Genomic DNA, 18,452 nt, shown 5'->3' on the forward strand with positions numbered 1-18,452 from the left:
GTCAGGCGCGTGCGAGCGCGATGTACGACCCCACGGCGTGCAGTGCGAAGGCGATTCCGAAGACCGCGTAGCCCCACCGCCGGAGCGCGGGCACGTTCGGGATGACGGCGGCCAGTCCCAGCATCCACGCGCCGCCGAGGTAAAAGGCCAGTCGGTCGCGCCGGCGGATGTAGTACGCCTTCAGCGCGTTCCCGACGAGGACGTACGCCAACCCGACAGCGCCGACGACCACCGCGAAGACGGTGCTACTGAGGACCGCCGCCTCGGCACCGTCGAAGAGCGGGCTCACCGCAGCGAGCACCGCGAACGCGTATCCGAACGCCGCCAGGTAGTGGACGCCGACGTTCGGCTTCGCGTCGGAACTCCCGCCAGCACCCATCTCGCGGTCGATTCCGACCCACTGGTAGACGCCGCCGAGTCCCATGAGGCCGCCCCAGGCGACCCAGTGGCCCCACCCCGGCAGGTCGTAGAGGACGACGGCCTGGGAGCCGAGCGCGGCGAGTCCGACGAGGACGCCGTAGACGAGCCAGAGCCGGAACTGGCTGGGATAGCGCTCCCGGATGCCCATCGCGTCCTTGATAGTCTCCAGTTCCGACCGCAGTTCCTCGACGTCCAGTTCCTCACTCATCGTCGGCCCCCTGGACGTGGACGTAGTAGTTGAACAGGTCGGTGTAGGTCGGGTCGATGCGCTCGACGCTCCCGTCCGGGAGTTCGTCCGCCACCGCCTCGAAGTCGTGGGACTCGTCGAGGAAGCCCCGCGCCTCGCCGCCGAGCGGGAACAACTGGCCGTCGACGACGTAGGCTTCGGCGTCGCGCATCGCGTCGCTGCCGGTGACGCGGACGACGGGCGGCACTGCGTCCATCAGTTCCTCCGGCGTGCCCACCGCCGAGACGGTGCCGTCGGGCATGAACGCGATGCGGTCGGCGATGTTGGCGTCCATCGGCCGGTGGCTGGAGACGAGGAAGGTCTTCCCGTCGTCGTACTGGTCGAGGATGATGTCGTGAAAGCGCTGGATGTTCGTGAGGTCGACGCCGGCCGTCGGCTCGTCCAGCAGGTACACCGGCACGTCGACGCTCATCGTCAGCGAGAGTTCGATCTTGCGTTTCATCCCCTCGGAGTAGTGCTTGACGAGCTTGTCGAGGTCGTCGGCCAGCCCCAGGCGGTCGACGTACGCCTCCCAGCGGTCGGTGAAGCGGTGGTGCAGCCGCGAGTAGAAGGCGACGTTCTCGCGGCCGGTGAGCGTGTCGACGGCCATCGAGTCCTGCAGGAGGAAGTTCAGGCTGTCGCCGCCGTCCTCCGTGACCGGTTCGCCGAACACCTCGACGGAGCCCTCCGTGGGGTGCTGGCTGCCGGCGAGACAGGACAGCAGGACCGTCTTGCCGACGCCGTTCGGTCCCATCAGGAGCAGAATCTCGCCCTCGCGGACGGTCAGGTCCGCGCCCCTGACGACGTCGTCCGCGCCGAACTCCTTCTCGACGCCGCGGCTCCGCAGGGCGGCTTCTGTCATGCGCTCACCCCCCGGTAGACGACGCGGCGCATCAGGACCACGCCGAGGCCGGCGGCCAGCACACCGTAGAGAGTGAGCTGTCCGAATCCGAACAGCGCGTCGGGAACCGAAAGGGTGCCCGCCTGGCTGGCGAGGTCCGCCGGCGGGACGACGACGTGGTGGCTGACCAGCCGGGTCGCGGCGGTGTTGGGCAGCCACGTCAGGAGTGCGTCGGGCCCCTGGAAGGCCGAGGGGTCGGTCCCGTTGTACCCCGTCAGGAAGTACGACCCGAGCGCGATGCTGATAGTGACGATGGAGGCGTAGCGGGTGTCCCTGACCAGCGTCGCGACGAGCACGGCCAGTGTCATCCAGACCAGCGCGAAGGAGACCACCGCGACGAGGACGAGCGGGACGGAGACGGGGCCGCGCAGGCCGAACTCGCCGCCGGTCAGGACGGCGACGGCGACGACGACAGCGAAGGCGACAACGGAGAGCACAGTCCCGGCGACCATCCGCCCGGCGAGGTCGGCGCTGGGGGCCAGCGGGAGCGCGCGATACTGCATGTACCGCTCGGCCTCGAAGTCGGCCGCGAGTTGCTGGCCGAAGGAGTTCAGCGACGCGATGACCGCGCCGAACATCCCGTAGCTGACCGCCGTGCCCGCCTTGACGTAGGGAAGCACCGACTCCGGTATCGTGGAGGTGTCGACGAAGACGGTGATGGTGAGCAGGTAGAAGGCGACCGGGAAGGCGACCGACCAGAACAGCACTGCCTTGTTCCTGAACAGCTCTCTGCCGTAGCGTTCGGCGAAGGCACGCGCCTGCCGCAGCCACCCTGCGGTACCGCGCGCTCTCGCGCCGACTGCTGCGTGCGGGGACGTCATCGTTCGCAGATCAGTCTGTCTTGCAATAAAATTTGCTATATTATCTACTTTGTGTTGCAAAGCTATTGCCTCAGCATCTGAAGCGGCTGTTTCGTATTTCACAATCGGGTGGCCGGGAGAAAGAAGGCGAGTTCGGCACAGGGGAAACTGGTTTCTATACTGCAGCCATGTGGTGACAAACTACTGGACAACGGTGAGTACCGGGCAAAATTCATGGGGGAGGGGGTTCAGGTGGATGGTATGACAGCGGAGATTCGGACCGACGTCAACCGGCCGAACGTGCCCGTCGACGGCACCACCATCACGGCGGAGGTAGACGTCGAGCCGGGGGAGAAGCAGGAACAGGTCCAGCGCCACATTGCCCTCTGTATCGACACCAGCGGTTCGATGAGCGGCGAGAAGATACAGCGCGCCCGCGACGGCGCGTCCTGGGTCTTCGGCCTCCTCGAAGACGACGACTACGTGAGTATCGTGGCCTTCGACTCGGAGGCCGAACTGGTGATTCGCCCGACGCGGTGGGGTGACATCGACCGGGACGACGCGATGGCGACGCTCGACGAACTGACCGCCGGCGGCGGCACCAACATGTTCGACGGCCTGCGGACTGCCCAGAACTCCCTCGAATCCCTGGAGTTCACCGACGGTGCCAACGAGGGCACCGCTGTCCGCCGCATCCTCCTGCTCTCGGACGGCAAGGACAAGCACAACGACCCGCCGGACTTCCGCGACCTCGCCCTCGAAATCGACGAGGCCGGCATCCGCATCGAGTCCGCGGGCATCGGCCACGACTACAACGAGGACACCATCCGGACGCTCGGAACGACCGCCCGCGGCGAGTGGACTCACCTGGAAGGCCCCGGCGACATCGAGGACTTCTTCGGCGAAGCCGTCGAGCAGGCCAACTCCGTCGTCGCCACGGACGCCCAACTGGAACTGGACGTCGCCGACGGCGTGGAGGTCACCGACGTCTACCGGGCGCTCCCGCAGGCCCAGGACGTCGACCTGGACTGGGAGGACAACACCGCCATCGTCAAACTCCCCGACCTCACCGAGCGCGAACACCAGCGCGTCGTGATGAAGGTCCACGTCCCGGGCCAGCGCGACGAGGAGCAGGACGTGGACCTGGTGGACGTGGCCCTGACCGCCCGCGGCGGAACCGCACGAGACACCATCAGCGTCACCTACACCGAGGACAACGAGAAACTCGCGGAGAACAACGAGGACGTGCAACTGGACCACCAGCAGACGGTCATCCAGACGGAACTCGGGAAGGGCAACGTCGAGACGGCGGAGACGCAGGTCGAGCAGATGACCCGCATCCACGGCGAGGAGACCCAGATCGTCCAGAACGTCCAGCGCCAGACTGAAATCGTCAAGGAGGGCGGCCGCGCCGAGCGCAACCGCGCGACGAAGATAGTCAGCGACGACGACGAAGGCATCCAGAAGTGACCGACGAGGCGACCCGGCGACCCCGTGAGCAGTGTCCAGAGGGGGACGCATGACCGAGATACCGACAGTCGGCACGCGCCTGGCTGGCCGGTACGACCTCGAAGCGGAGGCCGGCGAGGGCGGGTTCGCGAAGGCGTTCGTCGCGCGCGACACGCTGACCGGGGAGACCGTCGCCGTCAAGATTCCCAACTACGAGGGGTCGAGCAACGACCCCGACGTCATCGACGAGTACTTCCACAAGGAGGGGGAGACACTGTCGCGAATCGAGGCGGCCGGCGGGCACCCGAACGTGATGACCCTCGTCGACCGCGGGACCCACGACGGCGTCGACTTCCTCGTCGTGGAGTACATCGACGGGTACGAACTGGACGAGGCCATCGAGGAACTGGGGCCACGCGAGGACACCGAGGAGGTCCGCCAGGTCGGCATCGACCTCTCCGACGCGATGGGCTTTCTCCACGAGGCGGAAATCGTCTACCGGGACCTGAAGCCGGACAACGTGATGCTGACCGAGCGGGACGGCCGCCCGACGCCCGTGCTCATCGACTTCAACACCGCCACCGGCTTCGACGCCGACGGCCACGCCGAGGACTCCGGCACGACGATTCTCGGCCCGTACAAACCCCCCGAAGTCGCGGAAGCGGGGAGCAGCGACATTCGGCAGGGGCCCTGGTCGGACGTCTACTCCATCGGGAAGATACTGCTCTTTCTGCTGCGCGGGACGGTTCCGAAGAAAGACGGCATCAACCCCCGCGACTTCGGCATCGACACGGAACCGTACCTCGCGGACATCGTCGAGAAGGCCACCCGTTCCAACTACGAGGAGCGCTACCCCAACGCCACCGTGATGAAGGACGTCCTGGCCGCGCGGGACCCCAGCCCCCCGCCGAAGGCCAGACTGACCCATCTCCAGGGGAACGCCGAGTACACGGTCTACCCCGGCGACACCATCGGCCGGCGGTACGCGAAGGGACCGACCCCCTCCATCGCCATCGAGGACGAGGGGGAGTACATCTCGACCGTGCAGGTGCAGTTCGACATCGAGGGCGACCAGTGGATGCTGCGCGACCGGAGCACCAACGGGACCTACGTCCAGAGCGGCGACGGCTGGGAGTGGGTGCTGAGCGCGGACGGCCGGGAGCGACTGCGCGAACAGGGCGAGAACCCGGCCGACCGCCACGGCAACGTGCCGCCGGAGACGTACCCGCTGACCGACGGCAGTCTCGTCGCCCTGGTCCACCCGAGTTACAAGCAGACCTTCCAGTTCGAGGAGGAGTGAGATGCGTTACGCCACAAACTACGACATCGGCGAGCGGAAACGGGAGTCGGGCATCAACGAGGACAGCATCGCGCTGACCGTCTTCGAGCAGGGCCACCGGGAGGGCTACCGTGGCCAGCGCATCGCCGTCGACCCGACCGAACGCGACGGCGACGGCGACGGGCGCGACCGGCCGGCCAACCGCGGTGCGGCCGGGTTCGTCCTCGCCGACGGCGCTGGGGGGCACGACGCCGGCGACGTCGCCTCCTACATCGCGACCACAGTCGTCTGCGAGCAACTGGCGAACGTCGTCGTCCGGGCGGCTCGGGCCGACCCGGACCCCTTCGACGTGGACGTCGAACGGACACCCGAGGTACCGGACGAGGCGGACCTGCGCGGGGCCATCGAGGACGCCATCGTCGCCGCCCACCAGGCAATCGTCGCCAACGCGGCCGAGACCGGCGTGGGCGCGTACACGACCGTCGTCGCCGGCATCGTCGTCGAGGGGCGGCTCCACTACGGCTGGGTCGGCGACAGCCGGGCGTACCTCGTCAACTGCGCGCAGTCGGACATCGCGCGCCTGACGCGGGACCACTCGGTCGTCGAGGAACTGCACCGGGAGGGCGAACTCGACGACGCCGAGGCCCACGTCCACCCGCGCGGGAACGAAATCACCCGCGCGCTCGGGGGAACGGGGACGGAGAACCCCGAGACTGCCTCGGTGGCGGTCGAGACGGAATCCGTCGACGTCTACGCAGAGGACATCCTGCTGGTGACCAGCGACGGTCTCATCGACGCCCAGACCGACGCGCCGCACCTCCACGAGGAGTACGTCGAGAGTGACCGTAGCGAGGACGTGGCCGAGCGAATCAGAGAGGCCGTGGTCACCGACGCGGAGATTCGTGACACGGTCCTCGACGCTGAGTCGCTGGACGACGCCGCGGCCTCGCTGGTCGAACTGTCGAACGACCGGGGCGGGAAGGACAACCTCTCCGCGCTGTTGCTCCGCGACGGCGCGTTCCCCGCGACCCCCGAGGACGCCGAGGTACGATTCCGCGACGTGGACGAGACCAGACCCGTCGAGGACCGCGAGACAGTCATCGTCGACGAGTGACCCGGCGTCGGCCCGACGTACCGGTCGGTTCGGTCGGCGAGTAAGCACGTCCTACCGGTATGTGAGCCCGCTCGCTTCCGTCTCCGCTGGACGACGCCCGAGTGGACGACCGGAGTAAGGCCACTCTAGTTGCGGGGGCAACAGTTTTTTACACGGCCTGCGACAGTCGGGACAGCAATGTCAGAGAGTTCCAGTTCGCTGGTCGAGTGTCCCGTCTGCGGCGAGGAGTTCGACCCGACGGCTGCCGGGGGATGGTGCACCAATTCCGAGTGCGGCCAGTGGCGGTACGAGGAGGTAGACATCGAGGCAGAAGACGACGTCGACGAGGAAACGACTGCCGACGAAGACACTGACGCGTCCTCGGACCCGCTGGCAGCCGGGGAGATGGACGAGGCCGACGGGAGCGACGAACTGGACGAGGCGTTCGGATTCGGGGCTGCGGACGACGAGACGGATGAAGACGACGAGGAGAGCGGGGTGGAGGCGACAGAGACAGCGGAGAGCGACGCCGAGGACGAGGAGGACGAACCCGCTGCGGACCCGCTCGCGGAGACGGACGCGGCCGAAGGCGAGGAACCGGACGACGAGTCGCCAGTCGAAGCGGGCGAACCCGCAGACAACGACTCGCTGGCCGGGGACGATGGAGCGGATGCCGAGCCTGCCATCGAATCTGTCACGGAGGAAGCGGAAGCGGCCGAGGAGTCCGAGGTGGCCGGGGGCGACGCCGAGGAACCGGAGCTCGAAGCGGACGTCGAGCAGGAAGAGCCGGAACTCGACGAGAGCGAACTGGAAGAACCCGAAGCGAGTGAAGACGAGGCCGACGAAGGCGAAGCGGACGAACTCCCCGAAGCCGAGCCAGAGGAGTCTGCGGCGGAAGCGGAGGAGACAGAGAGCGAAGGTGAGGAGGAAGTCGAGGTCGAGGAGGGTGAAGTAGAGACCGAGGAGGCCGAGGAGGCCGAAGAAATCGACTGTCCGGGCTGCGGGACGACGCTCGATGCGGACGTGAGCTTCTGTCCCTCCTGCGGCGAGGACGTCTCGGCCGTGGAACCGGGCGAGGAGGCGGCCGAGCCGGAACTGACCGAGTGCCCGTCCTGTGGCAGCGGCGTCGGCCCGGACGACAGCTTCTGTGCGTCCTGCGGCGAGGACCTCGACGCCCACCGTGGCGACGACCAGTTGTCGGAGTGCCCGTCCTGCGGGGACGACGTGGAGCCCAGCGACAGTTTCTGTGCGTCCTGCGGCGAGGACCTGGACGCGCATCGCGACGGCGAAGCGGAGACGGAAGCGGAAGCCGACACCGCCGACGAAGCGGCGGGCGAGGACGACGAGCAGCCGTCGGAGCCGGAACAGCTCCTCCTGGCGACGCGCGGCGAGGAAATCCTCGTGAGCGACGGCGACGCCGTCGGCAGGGAACTGCGGCGCATCATCACCGACCACGGCGGAGAGGAGGACGAGGCCGTCCGCATCCACCGCGAGCACGTCCGGTTCGTCAGAGAAGGCGGGGCGTTCTACCTCGTCGACCTGGGGCGGAACCCGACGCGGCTCAACAACCAGAACATGGAGCAGGGTGACCGCGAGCCGGTCGGTCCCGGCGACGAGATAACCCTCTCCGACGTCATCAGCATCGAGGTCCGGGAGCCATAACGCTGAAGGTGCGCACACGTCGCCACCCACCATGGACACAGCACAGATTCTCCGGGAGTTCGTCGCGTCCCTCCGGTTGCTCGTCACCGGCGAGCGACGACTCCTCGGCGGGGCCGTCGCCGTCGCCGTCGCCTACGCCGTCTGGGTCGGTGCGACCGGGGCGGCGCTGAACTTCGGGCTCGACTTCGGCGACCGGGCGACCTCCGCGGCGGCGTGGCAGGCGACCGGGACGGCGACAGTCGTGCTCGTTGTCGTTCTCTGGGTACTCGTTCCGGCGGCCGTCGTCACCTTCCTGGTCGACCGGGCGGTGACGAACGCGAACGACAACGTCCGCCAGCACTACCGGTTCACACATCCGTTCCTGCTCGTCGCCCCCTATCTCCTCCTCGCTGTCGGCGGCATCGGTGCCGCCGTCGCGCTCGGAGAGGCGACGGCCGCGCTCCTGGGCGTCGCGAGCGCGCTCGGGCTGTTCACGCTCGTGCGAACGGTCCCCGCCAGCTACCGCGTCTTCAGCTTCTCACATCCGCGACTCTCGGAGGCGTTGCTGTTCCTCGCGCTGTGTGTCGACGCCGTCGCGATTCCCGTCAGCGCGGCGACGCTCACCGGTCGGCAGGCTATCGTCGACGCGGCAGCGGCCGGCCTGGCAGGGAAGGTCGGCGTCAGCACCGTCGAGACGGCGCTGGTCGGCGCGACCACCGTGGCCGACGTGACGGTGCCGTACCTGCTGGGTGCGACGGCGCTCGTCCCGGTCGCGCTGGTCGGCCTGTACTTCGCGGTTCAGGTCGTCGCCGCGCAGGTCAACCGGACCAGGAGCCCCGACGTTCCCCGGTCGGAGCTACGGACCGGACAGCGATACCCGGAGTTCGCGCGGCCGATGCACGGGAACTCCGGCCGCAGCAAGTCGGGCAGCAACTCCGCAGGTAACCAGTCCGACAGCGAACAGTCCGGGTCGTCGACCACGCCAGCGGCCTCGACCGGGGCGGCGACGGCGACGGCCTCTGGCGCAGGGAAGTCCGCCTCCGCGTCGGCTGCCTCGTCTAGCGGTGCCGCCGGTGGCGCGTCCGCGGGGAGTGCAACCGCGAGCAAAGGAACGACTGGCGGGGACGACAGCACCGAAACGGCGGACGACGGCGGTGACGAGGAGGAGGACGAGGACGAGTACGACGAGCGGAGCCACACGCGGGTGTTCAAGCCACCTTCTGGCGGCGGTTTCGACGATGACGACGACAGTGCCTTGTCGGGCAGCGAGGACACATCCGACGCGGACGGCGGCTACCGCTGTCCCTCCTGTGGCGACCGTTACGGCGCTGACGCGAGTTTCGACTACTGTCCGACCTGCGGCAGCGAACTACAGGCAGAGTAAGCGGCGACGGCGTTACCGCGCGTCGTCTATCCCGTCGATTGCGTCGGGGTTCTCGATGCTGGAGAGGTCGCCCAATTGCTCGCCCTCGTAGACGCTCTGGATGATGCGGCGGACGATTTTCCCGCTCTGGGTCTTCGGGAACTCGTCGACGAACAGCACTTCACGCGGCCGGAACGGCTTGCCGAGGTCCTCGCCGACCTGTCCCCGCAGTTTTTCCCGGAGGGCGTCGCTCTCGTCGTAGCCGTCGTTGAGGATGACGTAGGTGACGACGGCAGTCCCGGTGGTGTCGTCCGATGCGCCGATGGCGACGGCGGCGTTGACCGCCTCGTGTTCGATGAGCGCGCCCTCGACCTCCGCGGGGCCGACCTTCCGGCCGGCGACGTTGAGCACGTCGTCCGCGCGGCCGAGCAGGAACCAGAAGCCGTCCTCGTCCTTCTGGGCCCAGTCGCCGTGGTCCCACATGTCCTCGAAGGTCGACCAGTACTCCTCCAGGTAGCGCTCGTCGCCCGACCACAGCGACTTCGTCATCGACGGCGCGGAGGACTTGCAGACCAGATACCCCTTCTCGTGGGTGTCCGCGATGGACTCGCCGCTGGCGTCCACGATGTCGACGTCCATGCCCAGCGCCGGCCCGCCGAGCGTGCCGGGCTTCAGCGAGTGCAGGGGCGTCGGCTGGAGGAAGCAGCCGAAGATTTCGGTCCCGCCGGAGATGTTCATGATGGGGGCCTCGCCCCGGCCGATTTTGTTCAGGAACCAGACCCAGGAGTCGGGGTCCCAGGGCTCGCCCGTCGAGCCGAGCAGGCGGAGGCTGGAGAGGTCGTGGCCCTCCAGCCACTCGTCGCCGTGTTTCTGGAGCGCGCGGATGGCCGTCGGCGAGATGCCGAAGGTCGTCAGGGCGTGGTCGTCTATCATCCGCCAGAACCGGTCGGGTTCGGGTTCGTCCGGTGCGCCCTCGTAGAGGAAGATGGTGCCGCCGTGTGCGTGGTTGCCGATGAGCGTCCACGGCCCCATCATCCAGCCGATGTCGGAGACCCAGAAGAAGCGGTCCGAGGGCTTGTGGTCGAACGAGAAGTAGATCTCCTTCGCGGGCTGGACCAGGCCGCCCGCGTGCGTGTGGACGATACCCTTCGGCTTGCCGGTCGTCCCCGACGAGTACAGCAGCATCGACTCCTGGTCCGAGGGGAGCGATTTGGTCTCGTACTCGTCCGACTGGCTGCCGACGGCGTCGGCCCACCACTCGTCGCGGTCGTGCCAGGGCAGGTCGCTCTCGTCGGAGCCCAGCCGGTTGTAGACGATGGTGTGCTCGACGTGGCCGGCCTCCGCGATAGCGTCGTCGGCGGCCTCCTTGAGTTCGACCGTGCTGCCGCGGCGGTAGAAGCCGTCGCCGGTGAACAGCACCGAGCACTCCGCGTCCTCGATGCGCGTCGCAGTGGCGTCGACGCCGAAGCCGGAGAAGATAGGGACGGCGATGGCACCCACCTTGAAACAGCCATAGAGCAGCGGGACGATTTCGGGGACCATCGGCATGTAGAGGCCGACGGTGTCGCCCGTCCCGATACCCCGTTCTTCGAGGGCGTTGGCGACGCGGTTGGTCTGCTGGTGGAGTTCGTGGTAGGTCACCTCGCGGACCTCGCCGTCCTCGCCCTCCCAGATGGTGGCGACCTTGTTGCGGGTCTCCGAGTCCGGACGGGCGTGTCGGTCGACCGTGTTGTGGGCGATGTTGAGTTCGCCGCCGACGTACCAGTCGGTGAACTGCGGGCCCTCGCTGGCGTCGCGTACCTGGTCGTAGTCCTCGTAGAAGTCCAGGTCGAGGTGGTCGACGACCTCGTCCCAGAACCAGTCCAGCCCGGAGGCGTCGACGCCGTCGACGTCGCTGACGGTCCGCTCGTGGAGGTCCTCGAAGTCCTCGATGTCGTGTTCCTGCATGAACGCGTAGACGTTGCTCTCCTCGACGAACGCCTCGCTGGGCTCGTAGAGGACGTCGTCGAGTTCCGTCGTTGACTCAGGCATGTGTCTCACCAGCACCAATGTTGACGTCCCTCAAAGAACTTGTGTGACCGCGACGTAACGCCGGGGTCGCGTCCGCAGGCGCTCCCAGACGGCAGTATCCTTTTGACCGCGGCTCGCCAAACGGAGAGTATGTACGTCCGGGATGCCCGCAATCGCGACGAAGCGTGGCTGCTCGACCACATCGAGGACCTCGGTCTCGACGAGACGGCCTTTCGCTCCCGGGACTACGTCATCGCCGTCGACGAGGAGCAAAACGAACGGGCGGGCTTCGGTCGCATCCGGATTCACAAGACCGACGACGGCGAGCTCTGCGAACTGACGAGCATCGGCGTCCTGGAGGAGTGGCGCGGCCAGGGGGTCGGTGCCCACGTCGTCGAGCGGCTCGTCCAGACGGCCGGGGACAGCGACTTCGACGTCGTGTACACCCTCTCCGGCGAGGCGGAGTATCTCGCCCAGTTCGGCTTCGAACGCATCGAACCCGCCCAGTTGCCGGACACGCTCCGGAAGCGGCTCACCGAGAAGCAGGAGTCGCTGGAACCCGACGCCGTGCCGATGCGCATCGAGCCCGAACGGTTCCGGATGCCGCGGCGGCTCCGCGAGGCGTTCAAGGGGGCGCGGGCCCAGGAGGAGGACACGGAACCGGAGGAGGGACCCGAGGACTTCGGTATCGACCCCGACGAGGCGACGTACAAGTACGATACGGGGTAGCGGCGGTCGGTAGGAGGTGTGACCGAGTCACGGGCTACCTCGACTCAGTTACTGAAGGGTTAAGTCGACAGCCACATTCAGTTTTTTTCATGTTCGAACAGGAGGACCTCGACGAAATCCGCTCCGCGAAGGAGGAGTGGGAGGCGGAATCCTACGCGCCCACCGTAGACCGCTTTGGCGAGCGCAAGGAGGAGTTCACGACAGACACCGAAGGGCAGGCCGTCGACCCCCTGTACACGCCCGCGGACGTCGCCGACATCGACTACGAGGAAGACGTCGGGTTCCCCGGCGAAGACCCCTACACGCGCGGCGTCTACCCGACGATGTACCGGGGACGGCTGTGGACGATGCGCCAGTACGCGGGGATGGGGACCGCCGCCGAGACCAACGAGCGGTTCAACTACCTGCTCGACCAGGGACAGACCGGCCTCTCGATGGCCTTCGACCTGCCGACCCAGATGGGTCACGACTCCGACGACCCGATGAGTGCTGGCGAAGTCGGCAAGACCGGCGTCGCCATCGACTCGCTGGCCGACATGGAGACCGTCTTCGACGGCATTCCCCTCGATGAAGTCTCCACGTCGATGACCATCAACGCGCCCGCGAGCGTCCTGCTGGCGATGTACATCGCCGTCGGCGACCAGCAGGGCGTCGACCGCGAGGAGTTGCGGGGCACCATCCAGAACGACATCCTCAAGGAGTACATCGCCCGCAACACCTACATCTACCCGCCCGAGCCCTCGATGCGAATCATCACGGACATCTTCGACTTTTGCGCCGCGGAGACACCGAATTTCAACACTATCTCCATCTCCGGCTACCACATCCGCGAAGCCGGCTCGACCGCCGCGCAGGAAATCGCCTTCACGCTGGCCGACGGCATCGCCTACGTCGAGGCCGCCATCGACGCCGGCCTGGACGTCGACGAGTTCGCGCCGCAACTGTCCTTCTTCTTCGCCTCCTACAACAACATCTTGGAGGAGGTCGCGAAGTTCCGCGCCGCCCGCCGGATGTGGGCGAAGATTATGGAGGACCGCTTCGACACGGACAATCCCAAGTCCAAGCAACTGAAGTTCCACACTCAGACCGCCGGGTCGACGCTGACCGCCCAGCAAATCGAGAACAACGTCGTCCGCGTCGCTTACCAGGCGCTCGCCGCAGTCCTCGGCGGGACCCAGAGCCTCCACACCAACGGCAAAGACGAAGCGCTGTCGATTCCCACCGAAAAGTCCGTCCGCACTGCCCTGCGTACCCAGCAGATTCTCGCTCACGAGTCGGGCGCGGCGGACACCATCGACCCGCTCGGGGGGAGTTACTACGTCGAGAGCCTGACCGACGACCTCGAAGACGAGGCGTTCGACATCCTCGACGAAATCGACGACCGCGGCGGGATGCGCAAGTCCATCGAGAACCAGTGGGTCCAGCGCCAGATTCAGGACGTCGCCTTCGAGCGCCAGCGCGAACAGGAGGAAGGCGAGCGCATCATCGTCGGCGTCAACGAGTTCACCACCGACGAGGAAGACGAAGTCGACATCGAGGAAGTCAGCGAAGAAGAGGAGCGCAAGCAGAAACAGAACCTCGAAGCCGTCCGCGCCGAGCGCGACGACGAGGCCGTGGAAGCCGAACTCGCGGCGCTGAAAGAGGCCGCGGAGGGCGAGGAGAATCTGATGCCCTACATCATCGACGCGGTGAAAGTCTACGCCACGACGGGCGAAATCTGCGACGCGTTGCGCGATGTCTTCGGCGAGTACCAGCCCGGTATCTGAGGTGACCGAACATGGACATGCACTTCGACCACGCCGGCATCGCCACCGACGACGCGGCGGGACTGGCCGACCTCTACACCGACCTGTTCGACACCCACGTCGCCCACGAGGAGACCTTCGACGGGATGAACGTCGTCTTCCTCTCGCTTGGCAACGGCTACTTCGAACTGCTGGAACCGACCGACGACGAGGGTGCCATCGCTTCCTACCTCGACAGTAACGGGCCAGGCATTCACCACCTCGCGGTCGCGACCGGCGACATCGACGCCGCGCTCGCCCACGCACGCGAGATGGACATCGACCTCATCGACGAGGAACCCCGGGGCGGTGCGTGGGGCCACGAAGTCGCCTTCCTGCACCCAAAATCTACGGGCGGAATCCTGGTCGAGTTCGTCCAGCACTGAACGGAGTAGACGGCTCGTCGTCGTGCGTGGCCGGGAGCGCGTGGTCGCTGTGCGACCCGCGAGAACCCGGGGAAGGGCAGGCCTACCACGAGCATCCGGCGGCTTTGCCGCCGGTTTCCTGCGAGCGGCCGACCGGCCGCGAGCAGCCTTTTTCGCCCACGTTTTTGCCGCGAGCGGTGCGGTGCGCGGCGAAGCCGCGCCCGCCACCCGAGCGGGAAAAAGGTGGTGGCTAGCCGAAGTTCTCGATTTTCGCGACTTCGGGGTCGCCACCGGCCGCTTCGATGGCAGTGGTGGCGTCGTCGAGGAAGTCCGCGAATCCGTAGACGAACACCTGGGTGTCGTCGGTCAGCGCGTCGGCGACGGCCGCCTCCAGCGTGTCGGCGGGGGTGAGAATCTCGATGCTGGCACCGCGGGCACCGAGTTCAGCGAGACGGTCCTCGTGGATTGGGGCGTCGTCCCGGTAGACGATGGCCGCCTCGCCGCCGTCGTCGAGGGCGCGCTCGGCGATACCGACGGCCGGGCCGATGCCGGGACCGCCGGCGAGGACGAGCACGTGTCCTTCCTCCTCGTAGTAGGCGTCGCCGTAGGGGCCGGACACGACCAGTTCGTCGCCAGCGTCGATGGCGCGAAGGCGCGGCGAGACCTCGCCCTCGGGGTCGATGCCGATGGTCAACTCGAACGTGCCGGCGACGTCGGGCGAGGAGATAGTGTAGAACCGGGGCTGTTCCTCGCCGTCGACGGTGACGACGAGTTTGACGAACTGGCCGGGCCAGGCGTCGAAGCCCTCGGGGGTTTCGAGTTCGACAGCGATCGCGTCGGGGCCGACGTCGTGGACGGCCGCGACAGTGACGTGTGTCCGGTCCATGACAAACCTTCTAGGGAGGCACGAAAAGGTGGTTTCGGTCCGCGACGGGGCGGCGAAAATGTATGCAATTGCCATGCAGAAGGCTTAACCTCCAGCCAGGGGTAGCGGTGAAATAGCATGCCCGACGACCTGAACTGGGCCATCGGCGGCGAAGCCGGCGATGGGATTGCCTCTACAGGAAAGATCTTCGCTCAGGCGCTATCGCGGGCGGGACGACACGTTCTCACCTCGAAGGATTTCGCGTCACGAATCCGGGGTGGGTACACCGCCTACAAAGTACGAACGTCCGTCGACCGCGTCGAGAGCGTCGTGGACCGGCTGGACGTTCTCATCGCGCTGACCGAGCGGACTATCGACGAGAACATGGACGAGTTGCACGAGGGCAGCGTCATCATCTACGATGGCGACCGGACGACGATGCAGGACCTCGAAATTCCGGAGGGGATGATCGGGCTCGACGTGCCCCTGAAAGGGCTCGCCGAGGACGCCGGCGGAGCCATCATGGCCAACGTCGTCGCGCTGGGTGCGGCCTGCGCCGTGGCCGACTTCCCCATCGAGAACCTCGACGAGTCCCTGACCAAGCGGTTCAAGGACAAGGGGTCGGCCATCGTCGAGAACAACAAGGAGGCCGCTCGGCTCGGCCAGGAGTACGTCGAGGAGGAGTACGACTACGACTTCGACTACGACCTGGAAACGACCGACAACGACTACGTCCTCCTCAACGGGAACGAGGCGCTCGGGATGGGCGCGCTCGCCGCCGGCTGTCGCTTCTACGCTGGCTACCCCATCACGCCGGCCACCTCCATCATGGAGTATCTCATCGGCCGCATCGACGACTACGGCGGGAAGGTCGTCCAGGCCGAGGACGAACTCTCCGCCATCAACATGGCACTCGGCGCGGCGCGGGCGGGCGCACGCTCGATGACCGCCACGTCCGGGGCCGGCATCGACCTGATGACCGAGACGTTCGGGCTGGTCGCCCAGTCCGAGACGCCGCTGGTCATCACCGACGTCCAGCGCTCGGGTCCCTCGACCGGGATGCCGACCAAGCAGGAACAGGGCGACCTCAACATGGCCCTGTACGGCGGCCACGGTGAAGTCCCGCGCTTCGTCGTCGCGCCGACCACCGTCTCCCAGTGCTTCTGGAAGGCCATCGAGGCGTTCAACCTCGCCGAGAAGTACTCGACGCCCGTGTTCCTCGTCTCCGACCTCGCGCTGTCGGTGACCGAACAGACCTTCGAGCCGTCGACGTTCGACATGGACGCGGTCGAAATCGACCGCGGGAAGGTCGTCGACGAGGAGGACATCGACACCTGGCTGGACGAACAGGGCCGCTTCCAGCCGCACTTCCCGACCGCCGACGGCGTCAGCCCGCGTGCCTTCCCCGGCACCGAGGACGGCGCACACATGACGACCGGCCTGGAGCACGACGCGCTCGGTCGCCGGACGGAGGACCAGGAGATTCGCGTCGAGCAGGTCGACAAGCGCGAGCGCAAGGTCCAGACCGCGCGGGAGCAGGAGGACTGGAGTCCGCGGGAGTTCGGCGAACCCGACGCGGACACGCTCGTCATCTCCTGGGGGTCCAACGAGGGAGCCATCCGCGAGGGCATGGACATCCTCGAGGAGGAGGGCATCGACATCCGCCTGCTCTCGGTTCCGTACCTCCACCCGCGGCCGGACCTCTCGGATGCCATCGAGGCAGCCGAGACGACCATCGTCGTCGAGTGTAACGCGACCGGGCAGTTCGCGGACCTCATCGAACACGACGTGCTCGAACGGGTCAACCGCATCAACAAGTACACCGGCGTGCGATTCAAGGCCGACGAACTCGCAGAGGACATCGAGGACGCGATTGCGGAACCACAGGAGGCAGCACAATGAGCTCAGACGTCAGATTCGTCGACTTCAAGTCCGACAAGCAACCCACCTGGTGTCCCGGCTGCGGCGACTTCGGGACCATGAACGGTATGATGAAGGCCCTCGCCGAGACGGGCAACGACCCCGACAACACGTTCGTGGTCGCCGGCATCGGCTGTTCCGGGAAGATCGGGACTTACATGCACAGCTACGCGCTCCACGGCGTCCACGGCCGCGCGCTACCCGTGGGCACGGGCGTGAAACTGGCCAACCCCGACCTCGAAGTGATGGTCGCCGGCGGCGACGGCGACGGCTACTCCATCGGGTCGGGCCACTTCATCCACGCGGTCCGCCGGAACGTCGACATGTCCTACGTCGTCATGGACAACCGCATCTACGGCCTGACGAAGGGCCAGGCCTCGCCGACCTCACGTGAGGACTTCGAGACCTCGACCAGCCCCGACGGCACTAACATGCCGCCGGTGAACCCGCTCGCGCTCGCGCTGGCGGCCGGCGCGACGTTCATCGCGCAGTCCTTCAGTTCCGACAGCCAGCGCCACACGGAAATCGTCAAGCAGGCCATCGAACACGACGGCTTCGGCTTCGTCAACACCTACTCGCCCTGCGTGACGTTCAACGACGTGGACACCTACGACTACTTCCGCGACACCATCGTCGACCTGGGGGAGGAGGACCACGACCCCCACGACAGGGAAGCGGCCAAGCGGAAGATTCTGGAGGGCGACAAGGAGTACATGGGCGTCATCTACCAGGACGACGACTCCGTCCCCTTCGAGGAGCGCGAGGGCGTCGACCAGAACATGTCGGAGATTCCCGACGGCGCGCCCGACGACGCCATGGACCTCGTCCGCGAGTTCTACTGAACCGCTCCATCTCTCGACTCACTTCTCCCGGCGGTCGGCCGCACTAGTCCGGACTGTGGATTTTCGCAACCTGTTCGGAGATGGCCTGCGGGACCTCCGTGTGACCTCGCGGGAACGTCCACGTCCGGTCCGGTATCTCCCCCGCTCGCCGGACGGTGATGGACACGTCGCCTTCCATCGTGTCCTCCGCACTCATGTACAGGTAGACGCCGATGCCGGCGACGACGAGTCCCAGGAGCACCAGCAGGCCCTGGGCGTCGCCCCGCACCTGCAGGCCACCGAAAAAGAGGAGCGCACCCAGGATTGCCAGCGCGATGCCGACGAGTCGCCGGAGCGTCGCCCGGTTCTCGCTGTCGGTGCGGCCGTACCGCGTGCCGACCACGGTATCGGACGTTAGCAGGACGCTCTCGACCTCCCGCTGCTGTTCCGTCCCGCTCGCCGCTTCCGACACCGACAGCACTCGCCGGTCTGTCACGGCCGTAATCTGCCCCCGTCCCGTCGCCGAGGCCTGCAAGTTCTCCTCGGGCGGGATGTGCGGTTCGAGAACGCTTTCGTCTTGTGACTGTTTGGCAGCCATTCAGGCGACTGGTACTCATGTCTGTTTGAAAAATATTTCTGCTCGATTACGATTCACTGCCCGAACGCCTGCGGCGAAATATCTTCCCGACGACGTACGAACTGGAACGAGCGACACCTGCTGTTCTCCGCGGCTCGTGTCAACTCAATTGTTTTTCCTGGCGTTTCACCGACGACACACAACAGAAT

16 protein-coding genes are annotated in these 18,452 nt (G+C 66.8%); 10 read left to right on the forward strand and 6 right to left on the reverse strand.

Annotated elements, in window-relative coordinates; all coding sequences use genetic code 11:
• Position 1: 1 nt before the first annotated feature.
• Genes WDJ57_RS00555 through WDJ57_RS00565 form a run of 3 tightly spaced genes read right to left on the reverse strand, consistent with a single transcriptional unit; the run spans position 2 to position 2,368 of the window.
• On the reverse strand, positions 2–628 hold the full coding sequence (locus WDJ57_RS00555; RefSeq protein WP_338902940.1) for a hypothetical protein: 627 nt from the start codon (positions 626–628) through the stop codon (positions 2–4).
• The gene (locus WDJ57_RS00560; RefSeq protein WP_338902941.1) at positions 621–1,508 is read right to left on the reverse strand and encodes an ABC transporter ATP-binding protein; all 888 of its coding nucleotides are present in this window, start codon (positions 1,506–1,508) and stop codon (positions 621–623) included. The genes WDJ57_RS00555 and WDJ57_RS00560 overlap by 8 nt, the downstream gene beginning before the upstream one ends.
• Positions 1,505–2,368, reverse strand: coding sequence for an ABC transporter permease (locus WDJ57_RS00565; protein WP_338902942.1), 864 nt, complete (start codon positions 2,366–2,368; stop codon positions 1,505–1,507). The genes WDJ57_RS00560 and WDJ57_RS00565 overlap by 4 nt, the downstream gene beginning before the upstream one ends.
• Positions 2,369–2,608: 240 nt before the next feature.
• On the opposite strand from WDJ57_RS00565, the gene WDJ57_RS00570 reads away from it, so the two are divergent.
• The 5 genes from WDJ57_RS00570 (at position 2,609) to WDJ57_RS00590 (ending at position 9,193) form a co-directional block, all read left to right on the forward strand.
• Entirely contained in the window at positions 2,609–3,817 is a 1,209-nt protein-coding gene (locus tag WDJ57_RS00570; protein ID WP_338902943.1) for a vWA domain-containing protein, read from the forward strand.
• Between the two features lie 49 nt (positions 3,818–3,866).
• Positions 3,867–5,096 carry a serine/threonine protein kinase gene (locus tag WDJ57_RS00575; RefSeq protein WP_338902944.1) on the forward strand — a complete coding sequence of 410 codons (1,230 nt, stop codon included), beginning with the start codon at positions 3,867–3,869 and terminating at the stop codon, positions 5,094–5,096.
• Between the two features lies 1 nt (position 5,097).
• Positions 5,098–6,189, forward strand: a complete 1,092-nt coding sequence (locus WDJ57_RS00580; protein ID WP_338902945.1) for a PP2C family protein-serine/threonine phosphatase — start codon at positions 5,098–5,100, stop codon at positions 6,187–6,189.
• 177 nt (positions 6,190–6,366) lie between these two features.
• The gene (locus WDJ57_RS00585; protein ID WP_338902946.1) at positions 6,367–7,830 is read left to right on the forward strand and encodes a double zinc ribbon domain-containing protein; all 1,464 of its coding nucleotides are present in this window, start codon (positions 6,367–6,369) and stop codon (positions 7,828–7,830) included.
• Positions 7,831–7,861: 31 nt separating this feature from the next.
• The gene (locus tag WDJ57_RS00590) at positions 7,862–9,193 is read left to right on the forward strand and encodes a hypothetical protein (protein WP_338902947.1); all 1,332 of its coding nucleotides are present in this window, start codon (positions 7,862–7,864) and stop codon (positions 9,191–9,193) included.
• Between the two features lie 12 nt (positions 9,194–9,205).
• On the opposite strand, the gene WDJ57_RS00595 is transcribed toward WDJ57_RS00590, so the two are convergent.
• A complete protein-coding gene (locus WDJ57_RS00595; RefSeq protein ID WP_338902948.1) occupies positions 9,206–11,203 on the reverse strand; it encodes an AMP-binding protein in 1,998 nt (665 codons plus the stop codon).
• Positions 11,204–11,332: 129 nt separating this feature from the next.
• On the opposite strand from WDJ57_RS00595, the gene WDJ57_RS00600 reads away from it, so the two are divergent.
• The 3 genes from WDJ57_RS00600 to mce all read left to right on the forward strand — a co-directional run bounded on the left by WDJ57_RS00600 (position 11,333) and on the right by mce (position 14,081).
• Positions 11,333–11,911 (forward strand): GNAT family N-acetyltransferase, encoded by a 579-nt coding sequence (locus WDJ57_RS00600; protein ID WP_338902950.1) that lies wholly within the window; start codon positions 11,333–11,335, stop codon positions 11,909–11,911.
• A gap of 89 nt (positions 11,912–12,000) precedes the next feature.
• The gene (locus tag WDJ57_RS00605; RefSeq protein ID WP_338902952.1) at positions 12,001–13,677 is read left to right on the forward strand and encodes an acyl-CoA mutase large subunit family protein; all 1,677 of its coding nucleotides are present in this window, start codon (positions 12,001–12,003) and stop codon (positions 13,675–13,677) included.
• Positions 13,678–13,694: 17 nt separating this feature from the next.
• Positions 13,695–14,081, forward strand: coding sequence for a methylmalonyl-CoA epimerase (mce, locus tag WDJ57_RS00610; RefSeq protein WP_338906323.1), 387 nt, complete (start codon positions 13,695–13,697; stop codon positions 14,079–14,081).
• A gap of 229 nt (positions 14,082–14,310) precedes the next feature.
• Here mce and WDJ57_RS00615 read toward each other — a convergent pair whose 3' ends face one another.
• Entirely contained in the window at positions 14,311–14,946 is a 636-nt protein-coding gene (locus WDJ57_RS00615) for an FAD-dependent oxidoreductase (protein ID WP_338902953.1), read from the reverse strand.
• 117 nt (positions 14,947–15,063) lie between these two features.
• On the opposite strand from WDJ57_RS00615, the gene WDJ57_RS00620 reads away from it, so the two are divergent.
• Together WDJ57_RS00620 and WDJ57_RS00625 are read left to right on the forward strand one after the other, a co-directional pair.
• Positions 15,064–16,827: a 2-oxoacid:acceptor oxidoreductase subunit alpha gene (locus WDJ57_RS00620; RefSeq protein ID WP_338902954.1), complete on the forward strand. Its 1,764-nt coding sequence runs from the start codon at positions 15,064–15,066 to the stop codon at positions 16,825–16,827.
• Positions 16,824–17,687, forward strand: coding sequence for a 2-oxoacid:ferredoxin oxidoreductase subunit beta (locus tag WDJ57_RS00625; RefSeq protein WP_338902955.1), 864 nt, complete (start codon positions 16,824–16,826; stop codon positions 17,685–17,687). Before WDJ57_RS00620 ends, WDJ57_RS00625 begins: the two co-directional genes overlap by 4 nt.
• Positions 17,688–17,730: 43 nt before the next feature.
• Here WDJ57_RS00625 and WDJ57_RS00630 read toward each other — a convergent pair whose 3' ends face one another.
• Complete coding sequence (locus tag WDJ57_RS00630) at positions 17,731–18,264, reverse strand: hypothetical protein (RefSeq protein WP_338902956.1); 534 nt, start codon at positions 18,262–18,264, stop codon at positions 17,731–17,733.
• Positions 18,265–18,452 lie beyond the last annotated feature (188 nt).

Origin of the sequence: Salinibaculum sp. SYNS191, from assembly GCF_037338445.1 — an archaeon.
In the GTDB taxonomy this organism is placed as follows: domain Archaea; phylum Halobacteriota; class Halobacteria; order Halobacteriales; family Haloarculaceae; genus Salinibaculum; species Salinibaculum marinum.

Coding starts and splice junctions, on each gene's coding strand:
- WDJ57_RS00615 (WP_338902953.1), bottom strand. CDS start 14,946: ATGGACCGGACACACGTCACTGTCGCGGCCGTCCACGACGTCGGCCCC.
- WDJ57_RS00595 (WP_338902948.1), bottom strand. CDS start 11,203: ATGCCTGAGTCAACGACGGAACTCGACGACGTCCTCTACGAGCCCAGC.
- WDJ57_RS00565 (WP_338902942.1), bottom strand. CDS start 2,368: ATGACGTCCCCGCACGCAGCAGTCGGCGCGAGAGCGCGCGGTACCGCA.
- WDJ57_RS00585 (WP_338902946.1), top strand. CDS start 6,367: ATGTCAGAGAGTTCCAGTTCGCTGGTCGAGTGTCCCGTCTGCGGCGAG.
- WDJ57_RS00575 (WP_338902944.1), top strand. CDS start 3,867: ATGACCGAGATACCGACAGTCGGCACGCGCCTGGCTGGCCGGTACGAC.
- WDJ57_RS00620 (WP_338902954.1), top strand. CDS start 15,064: ATGCCCGACGACCTGAACTGGGCCATCGGCGGCGAAGCCGGCGATGGG.
- WDJ57_RS00625 (WP_338902955.1), top strand. CDS start 16,824: ATGAGCTCAGACGTCAGATTCGTCGACTTCAAGTCCGACAAGCAACCC.
- WDJ57_RS00590 (WP_338902947.1), top strand. CDS start 7,862: ATGGACACAGCACAGATTCTCCGGGAGTTCGTCGCGTCCCTCCGGTTG.
- WDJ57_RS00560 (WP_338902941.1), bottom strand. CDS start 1,508: ATGACAGAAGCCGCCCTGCGGAGCCGCGGCGTCGAGAAGGAGTTCGGC.
- WDJ57_RS00555 (WP_338902940.1), bottom strand. CDS start 628: ATGAGTGAGGAACTGGACGTCGAGGAACTGCGGTCGGAACTGGAGACT.
- WDJ57_RS00630 (WP_338902956.1), bottom strand. CDS start 18,264: ATGGCTGCCAAACAGTCACAAGACGAAAGCGTTCTCGAACCGCACATC.
- WDJ57_RS00605 (WP_338902952.1), top strand. CDS start 12,001: ATGTTCGAACAGGAGGACCTCGACGAAATCCGCTCCGCGAAGGAGGAG.
- WDJ57_RS00600 (WP_338902950.1), top strand. CDS start 11,333: ATGTACGTCCGGGATGCCCGCAATCGCGACGAAGCGTGGCTGCTCGAC.
- WDJ57_RS00580 (WP_338902945.1), top strand. CDS start 5,098: ATGCGTTACGCCACAAACTACGACATCGGCGAGCGGAAACGGGAGTCG.
- WDJ57_RS00570 (WP_338902943.1), top strand. CDS start 2,609: ATGACAGCGGAGATTCGGACCGACGTCAACCGGCCGAACGTGCCCGTC.
- mce (WP_338906323.1), top strand. CDS start 13,695: ATGCACTTCGACCACGCCGGCATCGCCACCGACGACGCGGCGGGACTG.